Here is an 18972-nt window from a genome sequence, read left to right on the forward strand (position 1 = left end):
TTATCTTACTTGCTCAAGTTACTTATGTTACTTTAAAAGGAAATACTTTTTCCGCTAATCCTGGTAATAAACCCGTTTGACCCTATTAGACACACTGGTCAAAATCTCGTATGGAATCGTTTCCAGAATCTCCGACAGGACGGTAACCGGCAAATCATCTCCGAAAATGACAGCCTTATCCCCCTCCTTACAATCAATATCCGTCACATCAATCATACATACATCCATGCAGATATTACCCACGTATGGCGCTTTCTGTCCATTCACCAGACAGTAAGCACGTCCGTTTCCCAAATGCCGGTTCAACCCGTCGGCATAGCCGATAGGAATAGCGGCAATACGGGAATCCCTCTCCAAACGTCCTTTACGGCTATATCCTACCGTTTCCTCCTTCGGAACCTCATGAATCTGAAGAATGGTAGTTTTCAATGTGCTTACATTATGGATGATCCGGTTAGTAAACGGATCTATTCCATAAAGGCCGATTCCCAGACGCACCATATCAAACTGGGCACCCGGATAGCGTTCTATCCCGGCTGTATTACAGATATGACGCAATATCTTATGCTGAAAAGCCTCCTGCAAGCACCCGGAGGCAGCTTCAAACATTTCTATCTGCCTGCGCGTAAACGAATCGAACTGAGCCCCGTCACTGCCTACCAGATGAGAGAATACGGAACGTGGAATTACAGCAGTCTGTTTCTTCAGACGGTCTATCAGTTCCGGAATCTCTTCGGGTGCAAACCCCAGCCGGTGCATCCCCGTATCCAGTTTGATATGAATGGGGAAGTTCGTCACCCCTTCCTTCTCAGCGGCCTTAATCAGCTCGTTCAATAAATGGAAACTATAAACCTCGGGTTCCAGTTTATAATCAAACATGGTCTTGAATGCTGTCAGCTCCGGATTCATGATCATAATGGAACAAGTGATTCCCGCCTTCCGCAAGTCCGAACCTTCATCGGCAACAGCTACCGCCAAGTAATCCACCCGATGGTCTTGCAGTGTCTTGGCTATCTCGTAAGAGCCTGCACCGTATGCGGAAGCCTTCACCATGCACACCATTTTGGTTTCCGGTTTCAATTTGCTGCGGTAATAGTTCAGATTATCAATCAAGGCATTCAGATTGATCTCCAAAATGGTCTCATGCACTTTCAGTTCCAAGCGATCCGAAATCCGGTCAAAATGAAAAGCCCGTGAACCTTTTATCAGAATCACCTCATCACGCAGACCGGCCAGCAAATCCGACTCCAACAATTCTTCCGTAGTACGGAAAAAATACTTTTCTATCTCAAAACGGGCAGCTGCAGTCCGAATTTCCTCTCCTACCCCGATCATCTTCTCTACCCCCCGGCTATGTACCAGTTCGGCCACCTGTCGGTAAAGCAGTTTGCTGCTCTGCCCGGTCTCAAGCATATCCGAAAGGATCAATGTCCGTTTTTTCCCTTTGTCATCAGAACGACGTGACATAAAGTCGAGGGCTATATCCAAAGAAGCCAGATCAGAATTATAACTGTCATTGATCAACACACAGCCATTCTTGCCCTCTTTCACCTCCAGACGCATGGCAATCTGCTCCAAACGCGCCATACGCTCAGTTATTTGTTCAGGGGGAACCATCATATACAAAGCCACAGCCAGACAATGCAATGAGTTCTCAATGGAAGCGTCATCTATAAAAGGAATGCTGAATTCATTCGGCATCCCCAAGTAACGGTATTTGATAGTGGTAGCATGTTCCCCTTTTTGAACGGACTCAATAAACAATGGGCGTTCATTATCTTTTTTTGACCAAGCAATCTCACGCGAGGTAAAAAGTGATTTTGTCACACACGAACTGATCAACTCATTATCCCCGTCATAAACAATGACATCACAATCTTTGAACAAAGTGAGTTTCTCCATACATTTATCCTGTAAAGAGAAAAAATTCTCCTGATGCGCGCCACCTATATTGGTCAAGATACCCACCGTAGGTTTAATGATGGACTGCAACGCCTCCATTTCACCCATTTCAGAAATACCCGCTTCAAAAATAGCAAGTTCAGTATGCTCGTTCATCAGCCATACTGAAAGAGGCACACCTATCTGCGAGTTATAACTGCGTGGCGAGCGGGTTACCACACGGTCCGGACTCAGCAATTGATACAGCCATTCCTTCACAATGGTTTTTCCATTACTTCCCGTAATTCCTATAACCGGAATCTGGAACTGCTCCCGATGTTTTTCCGCCAATCTTTGTAATCCTTTCAGAGGATTGGCCAACTGCAGGAAATTCGCATCTTGAAAAGATTGCATATCAGCCGGCAAGTCGCCCACTACAAAGTTACGGACTCCGCGTTCATACAATTCCGGCAGATATTTATGCCCGTCATTCCGTTTGGTCTTTAAAGCGAAAAATAATGTTTCTTCCGGGAAACACAACGAACGGCTATCAGTTAAAATCCAATCAATCTGTGCGCTACGGTCGCCAAACCGCTTTGCCCCCAGAACTTTTTCTATATTTTCAATTGAGCTTGACATTGTTCTAATTCTTTTTGAAGGTCAAAATACGGGAACTTTTCTTTAAGTCGCTCTATCTTTAACACTATTTGAGTTAAAAATTTGCGATATGTTTCAGATTGGGCATTAAACGGTTTGTGGGCTAAAGCCTTCCGGATATCTTCCCACTCCTTCATGATCCGGTCTGTTTCTTTACTAAAATAACAATCTGTAAAACATTCCCATAAATAAGATATAGCTACAGGAGACGGATGCAACATATCATCTGCATAAAAACGATAATCACGAAGTTCATCCATCATGATTTCATAGGAAGGAAAATAGTAACAATCAGACCATCGGCGGCACAATTCATCCGCCGCGAGAAGCAAAGTGGACTTACTTATCTGATTCCCATGCATACCGTCTTTGATATGCCGTATGGGGCTGACAGTGAAAAGTATCTTCAAGGACGGATTTATTTTTCTCAATTCCACCAACACACACTCCCATTCAGTGACAATTTCCTCCACCGTAAGAAGCTGCCGGGTAAAAAGGCTGTCGGGCTGTTTATGACAATTTCCTACCACCATCGTCCTTTCTTTCAGCCAATAAGCAAAGGCAGTCCCCCAAGTAATGACCAGCCAATCAAGCCGGGGAAATCCGGCAGAAGCCTGTGACAGCCGCGTATTTATAGAAGACAAACAAGATGCTGCCGCAGGAGCCGAGAAAGCACTATGATGCATCCAGCTGTGCCAACTGCCTCCGGCATAGAACAAATCCTCTTCCGTATATGTTTGATGGGATAGAATTTGCCGGAGAGCTTCCACAATGGATAAAGGATTATAGAGGATTCCAAAAGGATTTACATCACAACGGAACTTATTTGTCAGCAACAAATTTCCGATGTTTTCTGCAAAACAAGAACCAAATAGCATGATTCGGTCCGAATGCCGGATTTCTGTTTCCCTTTTAGGTAATTCTACTTGCGTTCTGAAATTCATACGATAAGGACAGCTTTTAAAATTTAAGGGCAAATGTAATCATAATACACATATTTATGCTATTTTTGCACGATATTTATCATATCATAAGCATGGAACAGGATAATTTATATAACTTGCTGCAAAGCATAGATACTCCGGATGATTTGCGCCATTTAAGCGCAGACAAACTGCCCGAAGTGTGTAAAGAGCTGAGGCAAAAGATTATAGATGAGCTCTCATGTAATCCGGGGCATTTCGGCTCCAGTTTGGGTGTAGTAGAACTGACCGTCGCCTTGCATTATGTATTCAATACGCCCTACGACCGCATTGTATGGGATGTAGGACATCAAGCTTACGGACATAAAATTTTAACCGGACGCCGGGATGCGTTCTGTACCAACCGTAAGCTGAATGGCATCCGTCCTTTTCCGTCCCCATCCGAAAGTGAATATGACACATTTACTTGCGGACATGCGTCAAATTCCATTTCCGCAGCTTTGGGAATGGCTGTAGCCGCCAAGAAACACGGAGAGAACAACCGGCATGTCGTTGCCGTAATCGGTGACGGCTCCATGAGTGGCGGACTGGCTTTCGAAGGACTGAACAACGCCTCGGTTACTCCCAATAACCTGCTGATTATCCTGAATGACAACAATATGGCTATAGACCGTAGCGTAGGAGGTATGAAACAATATCTGCTGAACCTGCAAATGTCTGAAGGATACAACCGGATACGCTATAAAATATCACAAATGTTCCATCGTTGGGGGATTCTGAACGAGGAACGCCGGAAAAGCCTGATACGGTTCAACAACAGTCTGAAATCCATGCTGGTACAACAGCAAAACGTATTTGAAGGCATGAATATCCGTTATTTCGGACCGATAGACGGACATGATGTCAACAATCTGGCACACGTTCTGAAAGAGATCAAAGATATGCAGGGGCCCAAACTGCTCCACATACATACCACCAAAGGAAAGGGCTTCGGTCCGGCAGAAAAAGCTGCCACCATCTGGCATGCTCCGGGCATATTCGACAAGGAAACCGGAGAGCGTATCGTTGTCGATACCCAAGGAATGCCCCCTTTGTTTCAGGATGTTTTTGGGAATACTCTATTGGAACTGGCTCAGACAAACGACAAAATTGTAGGAGTCACTCCCGCAATGCCTTCGGGATGCTCTATGAACATATTGATGAGAGCCATGCCCGAAAGAGGATTTGATGTGGGAATTGCCGAAGGACATGCCGTCACTTTTTCAGGAGGAATGGCAAAAGACGGATTATTGCCTTTCTGCAATATCTATTCGTCCTTCATGCAGCGCGCATACGACAATGTGATCCACGATATAGCGATACAAAAACTCAATGTAGTATTATGTCTGGACCGCGCCGGACTGGTAGGAGAAGACGGGCCCACTCATCACGGAGCCTTCGACTTGGCTTATATGCGGCCGATCCCCAATCTCACGGTAGCCTCCCCTTACAACGAACATGAGCTGCGCTGTCTGATGTACACCGCCCAACTGCCTGATAAAGGTCCCTTTGTCATCCGTTACCCACGTGGCAGAGGGTCATTGGTAGACTGGAAATGCCCTATGCAAGAAATAGAGATAGGAAAAGGACGAAAATTGAAAGAAGGGAAAGACATAGCGGTCATTACACTGGGTCCCATCGGCATCCAAGCGGAAAAAGCGATCACACACGCCGAACAGGAAACAGGAAAAAGTATCGCACATTATGACTTGCGTTTCTTGAAGCCGTTGGACGAAAGCATGTTGCACGAGATTGGCCGGAAATTCAAGCAAGTGGTCACTATTGAAGACGGTGTGCTAAAAGGTGGAATGGGTAGCGCCATATTGGAATTTATGGCAGATAATGAGTACAACCCACAAGTAAAACGCGTCGGATTACCAGATCAATTTGTCGAGCACGGCTCAGTCAAAGAGCTCTACCATATATGCGGTATGGATGAAGAAGGCATTTACAAAGTATTGATATCATTCTAAGAGAGAGAGAACAATGAAAATTATTATTGCAGGAGCGGGAGCAGTAGGTACCCATCTGGCGAAATTATTATCCGATGAAAAGCAGGACATCATTTTGATGGATGAAGACGAAGAAAAGTTGAGCAAACTGGATTCCAACTTCGACCTGATGACTGTCAATGCATCCCCCACTTCCATTTCCGGCCTTAAGAATGCAGGAGTGGCAGGCGCGGATTTATTCATCGGAGTGATGCCGGAAGAAAGCCGCAATATGACGGCCTGCATGTTGGCTACCAATATGGGCGCCAAAAAGACTGTAGCCCGGATCGACAATTACGAATATCTACTTCCTAAACATAAAGAGTTCTTCTCCCAATTAGGAGTGCACTCACTGATTTATCCGGAAATGCTGGCCGCTAAAGATATAGTCGATGCCATCAAAATGAGCTGGATACGTCAATGGTGGGAGTTTTGCGGTGGCGCATTGGTCCTGATTGGTACCAAAATGCGCGAAACGGCAGAAATTCTGAACGTTCCTCTTCATGAACTGGGCGGACGTAATATTCCATTCCACATTGTAGCCATCAAGCGGGGAAATGAAACAATCATCCCCCGTGGAGACGACACCATCAAATTACACGATATTGTTTATTTCACCACGACCAAGAAATACATTCCCTATATCCGCAAAATCGCAGGGAAAGAAACCTATCCCGATGTACGCAATGTAATGATTATGGGTGGCAGCCGGATTGCTGTACGCACCACACAATACGTACCCGATTATATGCAGGTCAAGATTATTGAGAATGACATTAACCGATGTAACCGGCTGACAGAAGTGGTAGATGATAAAATAATGATTATCAACGGAGATGGACGGGATATGGATTTACTCATGGAAGAAGGGTTAAAAAACACCGAGGCGTTTGTCGCTCTGACAGATAATTCCGAAACAAATATCCTGGCTTGTCTTGCCGCCAAACGCATGGGAGTAACCAAGACAGTGGCGGAAGTGGAAAATATTGATTATATCAGTATGGCGGAAAGTCTGGATATCGGTACAGTCATCAACAAAAAGATGATTGCCGCCAGCCATATTTACCAAATGATGCTGGATGCCGATGTTTCCAATGTGAAATGTCTGACTTTCGCCAATGCCGACGTGGCTGAATTCACAGTTAAGAACGGGTCTCGCATTACCAAATGCGCCGTCAAGGACGCCGGACTGCCCAAAGGTGCGACCATCGGCGGACTCATCCGCAACGGTGACGGTATATTGGTAACAGGTAATACCGTTATTCAGCCCAATGACCATGTTGTGGTATTCTGCCTGGGCATGATGATTAAGAAAATAGAAAAATTCTTCAATTGATGATAAACATAAAAATGATAGCCCGGATTATGGGCTCGCTTTTCTTCATAGAAGCGGGCTTCCTTATTCTATGCTCATTTCTCGCCATCTATTATAAGGAATCAGACCTTTCTGCTTTCCTGACTTCTATAGCCATAACGACAGGAGCAGGCATCATAGCCTCTCTAGCCGGCAAAAATGCAGAAAAGAAAATCAGCCGCCGCGACGGATACGTCATTGTAACTTTCGCATGGGTGTTTTTTTCTTTATTCGGTATGCTTCCATTCTATCTGAGCGGATACATCCCCAGTATAACGGACGCTTTCTTTGAGACCATGTCGGGGTTCACCACCACCGGAGCAAGCATACTGAACAATATAGAGTCACTGCCACACGGGCTTTTGTTCTGGCGGAGCATGACACAATGGATCGGCGGATTAGGAATTGTATTTTTCACCATTGCCGTATTGCCAATCTTCGGAGTGGGCAGCGTGCAATTATTTGCAGCAGAGGCCACCGGCCCCACCCATGATAAAGTGCATCCGCGCATTGGCGTTACAGCCAAATGGATCTGGACTATCTATCTGGGACTGACCATTACCGAGATTATTCTACTGATTGCCGGAGGCATGGACTTTTTTGACAGTGTCTGCCATTCCTTAACCACCGCCGCCACAGGAGGATATTCTACCAAACAAAGCAGTATAGCATTCTTTAATTCTCCTTATATAGAATATGTCATCACCTTATTCATGTTCTTGTCGGGTATTAATTTCACCTTATTATATTTACTGTTCTTAAAAGGAAATTTTAAACGTTTGTTCCAAAACACAGAATTCCATTGGTATTTGGGGACAGTAGGATTTTTCACACTTTTCACTACCATCACTCTCATTTGCACCAGTCCGTTCGGCATTGAGGAATCTTTCCGCAAAGCCATCTTCCAGGTCGTTTCCTTGCAGACTACCACCGGTTTCATATCAGCAGACTATATGACCTGGGTACCGGTATTATGGTCACTGATGTGCATCATCATGTTTTTCGGAGCCTGCGCCGGTTCCACCACCGGAGGAATGAAATGTATCCGGATAGCTATCATGAGCCGTGTGGCAAAAAATGAATTCAAACACATCATCCATCCCAATGCCGTGCTGCCGGTACGCATCAACCGGCAAGTCATTTCTTCCACCACCAAATCGGCGGTACTGGCATTTACCTTTCTCTATATAGCCATTGTTTTCATCGGCTGGATTGTCCTGATGATATTCGGAGTGGGATTTGAAGAGGCATACAGCGTGGTCATTTCCAGTCTGGGAAATGTAGGTCCCGGTATAGGGAAATGTGGTCCCTCCTATTCATGGAGCGGATTACCGGATGCAGCCAAATGGGTGAGTGCATTGCTCATGCTGGTAGGGCGTCTGGAACTGTTTACGGTTCTTTTGTTGTTTACGCCCGGTTTCTGGAAAAAGCACTAGGATTTAGAGGAGTATCAGCACTGATTATTATCATCTATTCTTCCACCACCCACTTTTCAATATTGCGGGTTTCAGCACTGAAGTTCACCCCTATTTTAAAGAGCTTTCGTTCGTCCGAAGCAAAAGGAAGTGCGTAATGCTTGTCATGAATCTGTTGCAAAGCCTCCTCGGCCGTGCCATCCAACTTGAATTCCATCACATAGATAAACTTGTCAGTCTGCAGGACAAGGTCAATGCGTCCTTTGCTCGTATGATATTCCACCTGGGTATAGAAGCCGACAAGCTTGAATACGATGAAAAGCACATTCTCGTAATGCAGTTCCTGGTCACGGATCACTTCGTAGGTAGTATCCGCAAAGAAACTTTGCAGACGGCAGAAGAAGGAGTCATAATCACCGGAACGCACCTCACGGACAAACTTCTGAATTTCAAAAGGAGACTCTACCTTATCCACGTTCGCGTAAAAAGGAAGCAGGAAACGTACAAACCCCTCTTCCACTTCACGGTTCGGAAAACCTAAACGGTACATGCCAAATTCTTCATCATACCCCTTTATAGTGAGGTATCCGTTCTGATAGATCACCGGAATGGGATTGGTGGATTCAGAATCTATACTGTCCAGCACCTGGGAGTCCGTCTCCTCGTGGGCCATCCGTTCCAAGTCATAATGGTGCTTCTTCAGCAGTTTCACCAGATAAGTGGGAGTACCCGTCTCGAACCAGTAACTGCCGAATTTCATTTTGTCAAACGTATTCAGCAAACTAAAAGGATTGTAAATTCCTATGGAATTTTCCACAAAATGGTAACCATCATAGCACACTTTCAACTCCCTGCATACTTCTTCCAAACTCATTTTCTGCTTTTGTGCCAGTTCTTTCAGTTCGTTCTCCAGATTCTCATGAATCTCAGTTTCCGTAACGCCACAAATATCCACAAACCGTTCATCCATTGAAATATCCTTCAGATTGTTCAAGTCACTGAACACGCTGATCTTGCCAAACTTCGTCACACCGGTCAGCAAGGCGAACTTGATAAATCCGTCCTTGGTCTTCAAAGCACCGTAGAACGGTTGCAGCGTATCACGGAATTGTTTCTGCAACGCCTCATTGCCGATGGCCTGCAACATGGGCTTGTCATATTCATCCACCAGAATGGCCACACGACGCCCCGTCTTCTCACAGGCACGCTGGATGATGCCGGCAAAACGAAGAGAGAAAGAACGTTCAGACGACTCGGCACCGTAAATCTTTTCCCATGCAGTCAACGAACTATCAAGAATCTTATCCAGACTCTCCGGAGTATCATATTTCTCGATGTTCAGATCCAGATGCAGAATGGGATATTTTATCCAGTCCTTTTCCAACTTCTCCACCGCCAGGCCTTCAAACAACTCCTTCTTTCCCTGAAAGTAAGCCTCTAAGGTAGAAATGAGCAGGCTTTTCCCGAAACGCCGCGGACGGCTCAGGAAGTAATAACTTCCGGTCTTTACCATCCGGTACACCAAGGCCGTTTTATCAATATAGAAATAACCGTCCTGACGGATTTTCTCGAAGTTCTGAATGCCGATAGGATATATTTTATTGCTCATTTTCCAATGGTTTATTATGATACTTGCAAAGAAACGAAATCTATTCGGAAAATCCTGGTTGGACATTTTTTTTAACCACTGGAATTCAGATTGGTAAAAATTATGAAACCGTGGATATAAAGGTATGGACATGCCGGTATGTGAAGAAGTATAGAAAAAGCGCATGTATTTACTTACAATAACTATTTTTATACATAAATAATTCAAAAAATCTCAATGAGGCTCCAAAATATTGGCTATCTTTGCGCCCTCATTCAAAGGGTGAAAAGATGAATAATATGTTGAAATACGTTGTATATATCCTGTTTTTTCTACTGCTTACGACCTTAGCAGATCAGGATCGCTATACAGTGGAATCGACCGTTCCGCACCCTCAAGAATCCTGTTACCGGCAACAACAAGACCCTTGTGAGAAAACGGTAAATTACCTGTTTACCAACAACTTCGCTGATATGCCACAGATGGCCATATCCCTTGACAACCCTTCCACATCAAAGTTCAAATGCATTGCCCGTATCCTGACAGCACTAGGTGAACTCAACACACAAAAGCTACAAACCAACCATATAGCTTGCCCCACCTTTCATTCGCTTTATACCGATGCCGTAGATTATTATATCTACGCACTTCGGCGGATCATTATTTAATTTTTAATCTTTTTTCAGCATTCTGCTGAGTAGGATTCCTTATAACAAGCGTCTTATAAGGACACTATTTCTATCCGTTTGTCTAATCAAAAAAAGTTTAGATATGTATTTTACATTATTAGTTGTCGTTATTTTGACGGCAATCGCATTAGTTGCCGTAGCATTGGGGATTGCCCGTGCCATTTCCCCCCGTTCATACAATGCACAGAAGGGAGAAGCCTACGAATGTGGTATTCCTACACGGGGACGGTCGTGGATGCAATTCAAGGTAGGTTACTATCTGTTTGCCATCCTCTTCCTGATGTTCGATGTGGAAACCGTATTCCTGTTCCCTTGGGCTGTTGTGGTACAAGATTTGGGAGTGTACGGCCTGTTTAGTATCCTTTTCTTTTTAGTTATATTAGTTTTAGGCCTGGCGTATGCCTGGAAGAAAGGAGCGTTGGAATGGAAATAAAAAAACCAACCATAAAGTCTATTCCTTATGAGGATTTCAAAGACAACGAGTATCTGGAAAACATGGTCAAACAGCTCAATGAAGGCGGTACCAAAGTACTGGTGGGCTGTCTGGACGATCTTATCAACTGGGGACGCAGCAACTCGCTGTGGCCGCTTACTTTTGCCACCAGTTGCTGTGGAATCGAGTTCATGGCAGTGGGTGCTGCCCGGTATGATTTCGCCCGCTTCGGGTTTGAAGTAGCCCGTGCCAGTCCGCGCCAGGCAGACATGATCATGGTGGCAGGGACGATCACGCACAAGATGGCTCCGGTACTGAAACGTTTGTATGACCAGATGGCGGATCCCAAATACGTTATCGCAGTAGGTGGATGTGCCATCAGCGGCGGTCCTTTTAAAAAGTCCTATCACGTCTTGAACGGAGTGGATAAGATTCTCCCCGTTGACGTATATATCCCCGGATGTCCGCCACGCCCTGAAGCCTTATTGTACGGCATGATACAATTGCAACGTAAAGTAAAACTGGAAAAATTCTTTGGCGGAGTAAACCGCAAGGAAAAAGAACCGCAAAATCCCGAACAAGCATGAGTGAAAGAATAGAAATACCTGCTGAAAAGCTACATGAGGAAATGCTGAAATTACGGCAGGGCAAACATTTGGATTTTCTACGCAGCCTTACCGGAATGGACTGGGGCGAAGAAGGACTGGGTGTAGTCTATCACCTGGAAGATACGAATACAGGAGACAATGTAGTGATCAGCACCCGCACCACCAACCGCGAGAAGCCGGAACTGCCCAGTGTCAGTGATATCTGGAAAGGGGCTGAATTCAATGAACGCGAAGTGTACGACTATTATGGTATCCGCTTTGTAGGACATCCTGACATGCGTCGTTTGTTCCTGCGCGACGACTGGGTGGGCTATCCATTGCGTAAAGATTACGACGAAAGCCTCAACCCGCTCCGTATGACCAATGAAGAGCCCGTGGATACAACACAATATATAGAGGTGCAACATGATGGCAGCGTAATAGAAAAACGCGAGACCATTTTCGAAGAGGACGAATACATTATCAACATAGGTCCCCAGCATCCGGCCACCCACGGCGTGCTTCGTTTCCGCGTTTCACTGGAAGGTGAGATTATCAAGAAACTGGATGTGCACTGCGGATACATCCACCGGGGCATTGAAAAAATGTGCGAAAGCCTCACCTACCCCCAGACGCTGGCTCTGACCGACCGTCTGGATTATCTGGGCGCACACCAGAACCGCCATGCCCTCTGTATGTGCATTGAGCAGGCAATGGGCGTGGAAGTGAGTGAACGGGTGCAATACATCCGCACCATCATGGACGAATTGCAACGTATAGACTCTCACCTGCTTTTCTTCTCCTGTCTCTGTATGGACATGGGTGCTCTGACCGCATTTTTCTATGGATTCCGTGATCGTGAGAAGATTCTGGATATTTTCGAAGCTACCACCGGAGGACGACTGATACAGAACTATAACACCATCGGAGGGGTACAAGCAGATATTGCTCCGGACTTTGTACAGAAAGTGAAAGAATTTATCGCTTATCTGCGCCCGATGCTGAAAGAATACCATGAAGTATTCACCGGAAACATCATTGCCCAAGAACGTTTGAGAGGGGTGGGTGTTCTTTCACGGGAAGACGCCATCTCTTTCGGAGCGACAGGAGGTACAGGGCGTGCCAGCGGCTGGGCATGTGATGTCCGCAAACGTCACCCATACGCCATGTATGGCAAAGTGGATTTTAAAGAGATTGTCCACACCGAAGGCGACTGCTTCGCACGTTACATGGTCCGCATGGAAGAAATACTGGAAAGTATGAGCATCATCGAGCAACTGATAGACAATATCCCGGAAGGGAACTATCAGGAAAAGATGAAACCGATTATCCGTGTGCCCGAAGGACATTATTATGCCGCAGTGGAAGGTTCCCGCGGAGAGTTCGGCGTGTACCTGGAAAGTCGCGGGGATAAGTTTCCTTACCGACTGAAATTCCGCGCCACCGGCTTGCCTCTTGTATCAGCAATGGAAACAATGTGCCGCAATGCAAAAATTGCCGACTTGATTGCTATTGGTGGAACAGTGGATTATGTAGTACCGGATATTGACCGATAGAAAGATAATAACTAATCACTAAAAAAATTATGTTCGATTTTAGTATAGTCACCCAATGGGTACATTCACTGCTCACGTCATTTATGCCCGAAGGACTGGCAGTGCTCATAGAATGTATAGTTATCGGTGTATGCATCATGCTGGCATACGCAGTGATCGCTATTATCATGATTTTCATGGAACGTAAGGTTTGCGCCGCTTTCCAATGCCGTCTGGGTCCGATGCGTGTAGGTCCGCAGGGAACCATACAGGTATTTGCCGATGTATTCAAGATGTTGATCAAGGAAATCATCACCATCCGTCATGCCGACAAGTTTCTGTATAATCTGGCTCCTTATATTGTCATTCTTGCTTCCATCATGGCTTTCAGCTGTCTGCCCATCAATAGAGGTATGGAAGTGCTCGACTTCAATGTAGGTATCTTCTTCCTGCTGGCAGCATCCAGCATCGGTGTGGTGGGTATCCTGCTAGCCGGCTGGAGTTCCAACAACAAATATTCATTGATCGGTGCCATGCGGAGCGGCGCTCAAATGATAAGCTACGAATTGTCAGTAGGACTGAGCATCCTTACCATCGTGGTCTTGACGGATACCATGCAGCTGAGTGAAATTGTAGAACGACAAGCCGACGGCTGGTTCCTTTTCAAAGGACACATACCGGCATGCATCGCTTTTATCATTTATCTGATAGCCGGAAACGCAGAAGTCAACCGCGGCCCGTTCGACTTGCCAGAAGCAGAAAGTGAACTGACCGCCGGATATCATACCGAATATTCCGGTATGCACTTCGGCTTGTTTTATGTGGCAGAGTTTGTAAACTTGTTTATTATCGCCGCAGTAGCCACAACCATCTTCCTAGGGGGGTGGATGCCGTTACATATCCCCGGGCTGGACGGATTTAATACGGTCATGGATTATATTCCCGGATTCATCTGGTTCTTTGGCAAGTCATTTTTTGTCGTATGGTTGCTGATGTGGATTAAATGGACATTTCCTCGTCTGCGTATTGACCAGATTCTGACACTGGAATGGAAATACCTGGTTCCGATAGGTTTGTGCAACCTGCTGTTGATGGTAATTATTGTTGTATTTAAATTGCATTTCTGATGAAAGAAGAAAAACATTCCTATATAAAAGGACTACTTCACGGCATCGGCACATTACTTACCGGTATGAAAGTGACAGGACGAGAATTTTTCACTCCCAAAGTCACCGAACAATACCCCGAGAACCGTGCCACTTTAAAAATATCGCCCCGTTTCCGCGGACGGCTTACCATGCCGGTTGACGAGAATGGCAATAACAAATGTATTGCCTGCGGACTATGCCAGATGGCTTGCCCCAATGACACCATCACGATCACCAGCGAATCTGTGACCAACGAAGAAACAGGCAAGAAAAAGAAAGTATTGGTTAAATATGAGTACGACTTGGGAGCTTGTATGTTCTGTCAACTTTGTGTGAATGCCTGTCCGCATGATGCCATCCGGTTCGACACAGAATTTGAGAATGCTGTATTCGACCGAAGCAAACTAGTTCTCACGTTGAACAAAAAATAAAAAAACAAACGATATTATGACACTACAACTTATTGTATTCATTGTACTGGCGTTGTTTATCGCTGTCTGTTCGGTATTGGCAGTCACTACCTCGCGTATCTTGCGTGCGGCAACATATCTGTTGTTCGTCTTGTTTGGAACAGCAGGCATTTACTTCCAGCTCAACTACTCATTTCTGGGAGCTGTGCAATTACTGATTTATGCCGGTGGTATAACGGTGCTTTATGTATTCAGCATCTTATTGACCTCTTCACAAGGAGACAAAGCAGAGAAATTGAAAAACGGCAAGATGGTGGCCGGAGCTGTTTCGACCCTAGCAGGACTGACCATCTGCCTGTTCGTCATGCTGAAGAATGAGTTTATACCCTCTCATTTTGTTCACGGTGAACTGGATGTACGCACCATCGGCCATGCACTGATGGGTATGGAAAAATATCAATATATTCTTCCTTTCGAAGTAATCAGCGTGTTATTACTCGCCTGCATCGTAGGAGGAATCTTAATCGCTAGAAAAAGATAGAACTTATGGTACACATGGAATATTATCTGGTGGTTTCCACCTTTATGATGTTTGCGGGCATCTATGGTTTCTTCACCCGCCGCAATTTATTGGCCATGCTCATCAGTGTGGAGCTGATTCTGAATTCAGTAGATATCAACTTCGCGGTATTCAACCGGTATCTTTTTCCCGGAGAACTGGAAGGTTTCTTTTTCGCCTTGTTCGCCATTGGTGTGAGTGCGGCCGAAACAGCAGTAGCTATTGCCATCATTATCAATATCTACCGCAATGTACGCAATATCCAAGTGAAGAACTTAAATGAAATGAAAAACTAATTATGGAATATACAATATTAATCCTGATCCTGCCTTTCCTCAGTTTCCTGATACTGGGTCTGGCAGGTATGCGCATGAAGAACGGACTGGCAGGAACTATCGGCACCGCCTCACTGGCAGGGGTAGCGTTGCTTTCCTACCTCACTGCTTTCAATTATTTCACAGGAGGCCGTACGGCAGAAGGCATCTATCCCACTCTCATGCCCTATAATTTTGAATGGTTACCTTTCACTACGAACCTGCATATTGATATGGGAATCATGCTTGATCCTATTTCCGTTATGATGCTGGTAGTCATTTCTACCGTCAGCCTGATGGTACATATCTATTCATTCGGATATATGAAAGGTGAAAAAGGTTTCCAGCGTTACTACGCATTTCTCAGCCTGTTCACCATGTCCATGCTGGGGCTCGTAGTAGCAACCAATATTTTCCAAATGTATGTCTTTTGGGAACTGGTAGGCGTTTCTTCTTATTTGCTTATTGGCTTTTACTACACCAAGAAAGAAGCGATAGCAGCCAGCAAAAAGGCATTTATCGTTACCCGCTTTGCCGATTTAGGGTTTCTGATCGGTATTCTGATTTATGGCTATTATGCCGGAACATTTTCGTTTACACCTGTAGCGGGAGTTTTAGTGGCCGCTGGTGCTATGATTCCTCTTGCACTGGGACTGATGTTTATCGGTGGCGCCGGTAAGAGTGCGATGTTCCCGCTGCACATCTGGTTGCCGGATGCCATGGAAGGCCCCACTCCGGTCAGCGCATTGATCCACGCTGCCACCATGGTGGTAGCCGGTGTATATCTGGTAGCCCGTATGTTCCCGCTATTCATCGGCTATGCGCCCGAAGTACTGCACTGGACAGCCTACATCGGTGCATTCACCGCATTCTATGCCGCCAGTGTGGCATGTGCTCAAAGCGATATCAAACGTGTGCTCGCCTTCTCCACCATCTCTCAAATTGGATTTATGATTGTCGCATTGGGCGTTTGCACTTCCATGAATCCCCATGAAGGAGGACTGGGATACATGGCATCCATGTTCCATCTGTTCACTCATGCCATGTTCAAGGCATTGTTGTTTCTGGGAGCCGGATGTATTATCCATGCGGTACACAGTAACGAGATGAGTGCCATGGGCGGACTTCATAAATACATGCCTGTCACCCACTGGACATTCCTGATTGCCTGTCTGGCCATCTCGGGTATCTGGCCGTTCTCGGGCTTCTTCTCTAAAGACGAGATCCTGACCGCCTGCTTCCAGTTCAGTCCTGCTATGGGATGGATTATGACAGGCATTGCCGCCATGACAGCCTTCTATATGTTCCGCCTTTATTATTGCATTTTCTGGAATGGAGAATGGAAAGGGCGCTCCCATGGATCGGGACAGGACACACATATTCCGCATGAGTCTCCATTAACCATGACATTCCCACTGATGTTTTTAGCCGCCATCACCTGTGTTGCCGGATTCATACCTTTCGGTAATCTGATCAGCAGTAACGGAGAAGTTTATACCATTCATCTGGATATGCAGGTAGCTACTACAAGTATCCTTATTGCTATAGCATCCATCGCTCTAGCCACATGGATGTATGCAGGCAAGAGACAGCCTGCAGCCGACTATCTGGCGCGCACATTCCCCCGTTTGCACACAGCCGCTTACCATCGTTTCTATATGGATGAGATATGGTTGTTCGTAACCAGGAAAATCATCTTCCGGTGCATCAGCACTCCGATAGCTTGGTGGGACCGTCATGTCATCGATCAATTCTTCAACTTCACGGCATGGGGTGCTCATGCCACCGCCGATGAAATACGTGATATGCAAAGTGGAAACGTACAGCAATACAGCATCTGGTTTCTGGCAGGTGCATTAATATTGACACTGGTACTATTAATTTAGTGAAAAATGAATCATAAAAGATCCGCCACATGACCCTTTTTTAATTCTCAATTTTTAATTTAAAAAGATGAACATACTAAGTTTTTTCATTATAGTTCCCTTGTTGATGCTCGCGAGCCTTTGGGCTTCGCGCAGCGTCAATCAAGTTCGCGGAGTGATGGTTGCCGGCGCTTCCATATTATTGGCATTGTCCGTTTACCTCACCATTGATTACATCGGACTACGCCAGGCCGGTGCTACGGGAGAGATGCTGTTCACAGCCAGCACCGTTTGGTATGCGCCGCTCCAGATATGCTATTCAGTAGGAGTGGACGGCATATCCGTAGCCATGTTGCTGCTTAGCTCCATTATTGTATTTACAGGTACTTTCGCATCGTGGAAGTTACAACCGCTGACGAAAGAATATTTCCTATGGTTCACCCTGCTGAGTGTGGGGGTATTCGGATTCTTTATTTCTACAGACCTGTTCACCATGTTCATGTTTTATGAAGTAGCTCTGATCCCGATGTATCTGCTCATCGGTGTGTGGGGAAGCGGACGCAAAGAATATGCCGCCATGAAACTGACGCTGATGTTGATGGGCGGTTCTGCATTCCTGCTGATCGGTATTCTGGGTATTTTCTACGGTGCAGGCGGCGAAACCATGAATCTGCTGGAAATTGCGAAACTGCATATTCCTCATGAGATGCAACGCATTTTCTTCCCGCTCATCTTCTTGGGATTCGGAGTATTGGGAGCTTTGTTCCCGTTCCATACATGGAGTCCCGACGGTCACGCTTCCGCACCGACAGCCGTTTCCATGCTTCACGCCGGAGTCCTGATGAAACTGGGAGGTTACGGATGCTTCCGAGTCGCCATGTACTTGATGCCCGAAGGAGCGGCCATGTGGGGAGATGTATTCCTGATATTGACCACGATCTCTGTAGTTTACGGTGCATTCAGTGCTGTGGTACAAACGGACTTGAAATATATTAATGCTTATTCATCCGTATCCCATTGCGGATTGGTACTCTTCGCCCTGCTGATGATGACACGCACCAGTTGTACGGGTGCTATTCTCCAAATGTTGAGCCATGGGTTGATGACCGCCTTGTTCTTCGCCCTTATCGGTATGATATACGGGCGTACACACACGCGTGACGTCCGCCTGATGGGAGGTTTGATGAAGATTATGCCTTTCCTGGCGGTGGGTTATGTAATCGCCGGTCTTGCCAATCTGGGACTTCCGGGATTGAGCGGTTTTGTTGCTGAAATGACCATCTTTGTAGGTTCCTTCCAGAATGACGATACTTTCCATCGCGTATGTACGCTAGTGGCAACGACAAGCATCGTCATCACCGCGGTCTACATCCTGCGTGTTGTCGGTAAAATACTTTATGGCAAAGTGGTGAATCCCGAACATCTGAAACTCACAGATGCAACCTGGGATGAAAGAGTCGCCGTTATCTGCCTCATCGCCTGTGTGGCAGGTCTAGGATTGGCACCATTCTGGATGAGCGATCTGATCAGTAACAGTGTAGAACCGATCATAAGTCAATTGTTAAATTAAAATTTGAATATTAA

The 18972-nt window shown here is 45.8% G+C and carries 16 protein-coding genes; 13 read left to right on the plus strand and 3 right to left on the minus strand.

All coding sequences use genetic code 11. The features are described from left to right. Nucleotides 1-54: 54 nt before the first annotated feature. Nucleotides 55-2520, minus strand: a complete 2466-nt coding sequence (locus tag ACYQ0C_RS18195; RefSeq protein ID WP_016277781.1) for a bifunctional UDP-N-acetylmuramoyl-tripeptide:D-alanyl-D-alanine ligase/alanine racemase — start codon at nucleotides 2518-2520, stop codon at nucleotides 55-57. Next, complete coding sequence (locus tag ACYQ0C_RS18200) at nucleotides 2496-3482, minus strand: GSCFA domain-containing protein (protein ID WP_016277782.1); 987 nt, start codon at nucleotides 3480-3482, stop codon at nucleotides 2496-2498. The genes ACYQ0C_RS18195 and ACYQ0C_RS18200 overlap by 25 nt, the downstream gene beginning before the upstream one ends. 92 nt (nucleotides 3483-3574) lie before the next feature. Here ACYQ0C_RS18200 and dxs point away from each other — a divergent pair, with 92 nt between their 5' ends. From dxs to ACYQ0C_RS18215, 3 genes are read left to right on the plus strand one after another with little or no spacing between them, the layout of a single operon-like run. Next, nucleotides 3575-5473: a 1-deoxy-D-xylulose-5-phosphate synthase gene (dxs, locus tag ACYQ0C_RS18205; protein ID WP_025019537.1), complete on the plus strand. Its 1899-nt coding sequence runs from the start codon at nucleotides 3575-3577 to the stop codon at nucleotides 5471-5473. 13 nt (nucleotides 5474-5486) lie between these two features. Continuing rightward, on the plus strand, nucleotides 5487-6827 hold the full coding sequence (gene trkA, locus ACYQ0C_RS18210; RefSeq protein ID WP_016277784.1) for a Trk system potassium transporter TrkA: 1341 nt from the start codon (nucleotides 5487-5489) through the stop codon (nucleotides 6825-6827). Then, entirely contained in the window at nucleotides 6827-8281 is a 1455-nt protein-coding gene (locus tag ACYQ0C_RS18215) for a TrkH family potassium uptake protein (RefSeq protein ID WP_016277785.1), read from the plus strand. The genes trkA and ACYQ0C_RS18215 overlap by 1 nt, the downstream gene beginning before the upstream one ends. A gap of 34 nt (nucleotides 8282-8315) precedes the next feature. Here ACYQ0C_RS18215 and ACYQ0C_RS18220 read toward each other — a convergent pair whose 3' ends face one another. Next, nucleotides 8316-9869 carry an ATP-binding protein gene (locus tag ACYQ0C_RS18220; RefSeq protein WP_016277786.1) on the minus strand — a complete coding sequence of 518 codons (1554 nt, stop codon included), beginning with the start codon at nucleotides 9867-9869 and terminating at the stop codon, nucleotides 8316-8318. Between the two features lie 278 nt (nucleotides 9870-10147). On the opposite strand from ACYQ0C_RS18220, the gene ACYQ0C_RS18225 reads away from it, so the two are divergent. The 10 genes from ACYQ0C_RS18225 to ACYQ0C_RS18270 all read left to right on the plus strand — a co-directional run bounded on the left by ACYQ0C_RS18225 (nucleotide 10148) and on the right by ACYQ0C_RS18270 (nucleotide 18958). Then, nucleotides 10148-10516 (plus strand): hypothetical protein, encoded by a 369-nt coding sequence (locus ACYQ0C_RS18225; RefSeq protein WP_235783125.1) that lies wholly within the window; start codon nucleotides 10148-10150, stop codon nucleotides 10514-10516. 103 nt (nucleotides 10517-10619) lie between these two features. Next, entirely contained in the window at nucleotides 10620-10970 is a 351-nt protein-coding gene (locus tag ACYQ0C_RS18230) for an NADH-quinone oxidoreductase subunit A (RefSeq protein ID WP_016277788.1), read from the plus strand. Continuing rightward, on the plus strand, nucleotides 10961-11557 hold the full coding sequence (locus ACYQ0C_RS18235; RefSeq protein WP_016277789.1) for an NADH-quinone oxidoreductase subunit B: 597 nt from the start codon (nucleotides 10961-10963) through the stop codon (nucleotides 11555-11557). The genes ACYQ0C_RS18230 and ACYQ0C_RS18235 overlap by 10 nt, the downstream gene beginning before the upstream one ends. Next, a complete protein-coding gene (locus ACYQ0C_RS18240) occupies nucleotides 11554-13113 on the plus strand; it encodes an NADH-quinone oxidoreductase subunit D (protein WP_016277790.1) in 1560 nt (519 codons plus the stop codon). Before ACYQ0C_RS18235 ends, ACYQ0C_RS18240 begins: the two co-directional genes overlap by 4 nt. Nucleotides 13114-13142: 29 nt before the next feature. Then, nucleotides 13143-14219 (plus strand): NADH-quinone oxidoreductase subunit NuoH, encoded by a 1077-nt coding sequence (gene nuoH, locus ACYQ0C_RS18245; protein WP_025076886.1) that lies wholly within the window; start codon nucleotides 13143-13145, stop codon nucleotides 14217-14219. Next, on the plus strand, nucleotides 14219-14671 hold the full coding sequence (locus ACYQ0C_RS18250) for a NuoI/complex I 23 kDa subunit family protein (RefSeq protein ID WP_016277792.1): 453 nt from the start codon (nucleotides 14219-14221) through the stop codon (nucleotides 14669-14671). Before nuoH ends, ACYQ0C_RS18250 begins: the two co-directional genes overlap by 1 nt. Before the next feature lie 16 nt (nucleotides 14672-14687). Further along, entirely contained in the window at nucleotides 14688-15191 is a 504-nt protein-coding gene (locus ACYQ0C_RS18255; RefSeq protein WP_016277793.1) for an NADH-quinone oxidoreductase subunit J family protein, read from the plus strand. A gap of 5 nt (nucleotides 15192-15196) precedes the next feature. Next, a complete protein-coding gene (gene nuoK / locus ACYQ0C_RS18260) occupies nucleotides 15197-15505 on the plus strand; it encodes an NADH-quinone oxidoreductase subunit NuoK (protein ID WP_016277794.1) in 309 nt (102 codons plus the stop codon). Nucleotides 15506-15507: 2 nt separating this feature from the next. Beyond that, nucleotides 15508-17409, plus strand: coding sequence for an NADH-quinone oxidoreductase subunit L (nuoL, locus tag ACYQ0C_RS18265; protein WP_016277795.1), 1902 nt, complete (start codon nucleotides 15508-15510; stop codon nucleotides 17407-17409). A gap of 67 nt (nucleotides 17410-17476) precedes the next feature. Beyond that, entirely contained in the window at nucleotides 17477-18958 is a 1482-nt protein-coding gene (locus tag ACYQ0C_RS18270) for a complex I subunit 4 family protein (protein ID WP_016277796.1), read from the plus strand. Nucleotides 18959-18972 lie beyond the last annotated feature (14 nt).

It is taken from the genome of Phocaeicola sartorii JCM 17136 = DSM 21941 (assembly GCF_054653615.1).

What these genes read in the sequence shown, in the direction of transcription:
- ACYQ0C_RS18270 (WP_016277796.1), top strand. Translation starts at nt 17,477, where the DNA reads ATGAACATACTAAGTTTTTTCATTATAGTTCCCTTGTTGATGCTCGCG.
- dxs (WP_025019537.1), top strand. Translation starts at nt 3,575, where the DNA reads ATGGAACAGGATAATTTATATAACTTGCTGCAAAGCATAGATACTCCG.
- ACYQ0C_RS18230 (WP_016277788.1), top strand. Translation starts at nt 10,620, where the DNA reads ATGTATTTTACATTATTAGTTGTCGTTATTTTGACGGCAATCGCATTA.
- ACYQ0C_RS18240 (WP_016277790.1), top strand. Translation starts at nt 11,554, where the DNA reads ATGAGTGAAAGAATAGAAATACCTGCTGAAAAGCTACATGAGGAAATG.
- ACYQ0C_RS18220 (WP_016277786.1), bottom strand. Translation starts at nt 9,869, where the DNA reads ATGAGCAATAAAATATATCCTATCGGCATTCAGAACTTCGAGAAAATC.
- nuoH (WP_025076886.1), top strand. Translation starts at nt 13,143, where the DNA reads ATGTTCGATTTTAGTATAGTCACCCAATGGGTACATTCACTGCTCACG.
- ACYQ0C_RS18225 (WP_235783125.1), top strand. Translation starts at nt 10,148, where the DNA reads ATGTTGAAATACGTTGTATATATCCTGTTTTTTCTACTGCTTACGACC.
- trkA (WP_016277784.1), top strand. Translation starts at nt 5,487, where the DNA reads ATGAAAATTATTATTGCAGGAGCGGGAGCAGTAGGTACCCATCTGGCG.
- ACYQ0C_RS18215 (WP_016277785.1), top strand. Translation starts at nt 6,827, where the DNA reads ATGATAAACATAAAAATGATAGCCCGGATTATGGGCTCGCTTTTCTTC.
- nuoK (WP_016277794.1), top strand. Translation starts at nt 15,197, where the DNA reads ATGGTACACATGGAATATTATCTGGTGGTTTCCACCTTTATGATGTTT.
- ACYQ0C_RS18195 (WP_016277781.1), bottom strand. Translation starts at nt 2,520, where the DNA reads ATGTCAAGCTCAATTGAAAATATAGAAAAAGTTCTGGGGGCAAAGCGG.
- ACYQ0C_RS18235 (WP_016277789.1), top strand. Translation starts at nt 10,961, where the DNA reads ATGGAAATAAAAAAACCAACCATAAAGTCTATTCCTTATGAGGATTTC.
- ACYQ0C_RS18200 (WP_016277782.1), bottom strand. Translation starts at nt 3,482, where the DNA reads ATGAATTTCAGAACGCAAGTAGAATTACCTAAAAGGGAAACAGAAATC.
- nuoL (WP_016277795.1), top strand. Translation starts at nt 15,508, where the DNA reads ATGGAATATACAATATTAATCCTGATCCTGCCTTTCCTCAGTTTCCTG.
- ACYQ0C_RS18250 (WP_016277792.1), top strand. Translation starts at nt 14,219, where the DNA reads ATGAAAGAAGAAAAACATTCCTATATAAAAGGACTACTTCACGGCATC.
- ACYQ0C_RS18255 (WP_016277793.1), top strand. Translation starts at nt 14,688, where the DNA reads ATGACACTACAACTTATTGTATTCATTGTACTGGCGTTGTTTATCGCT.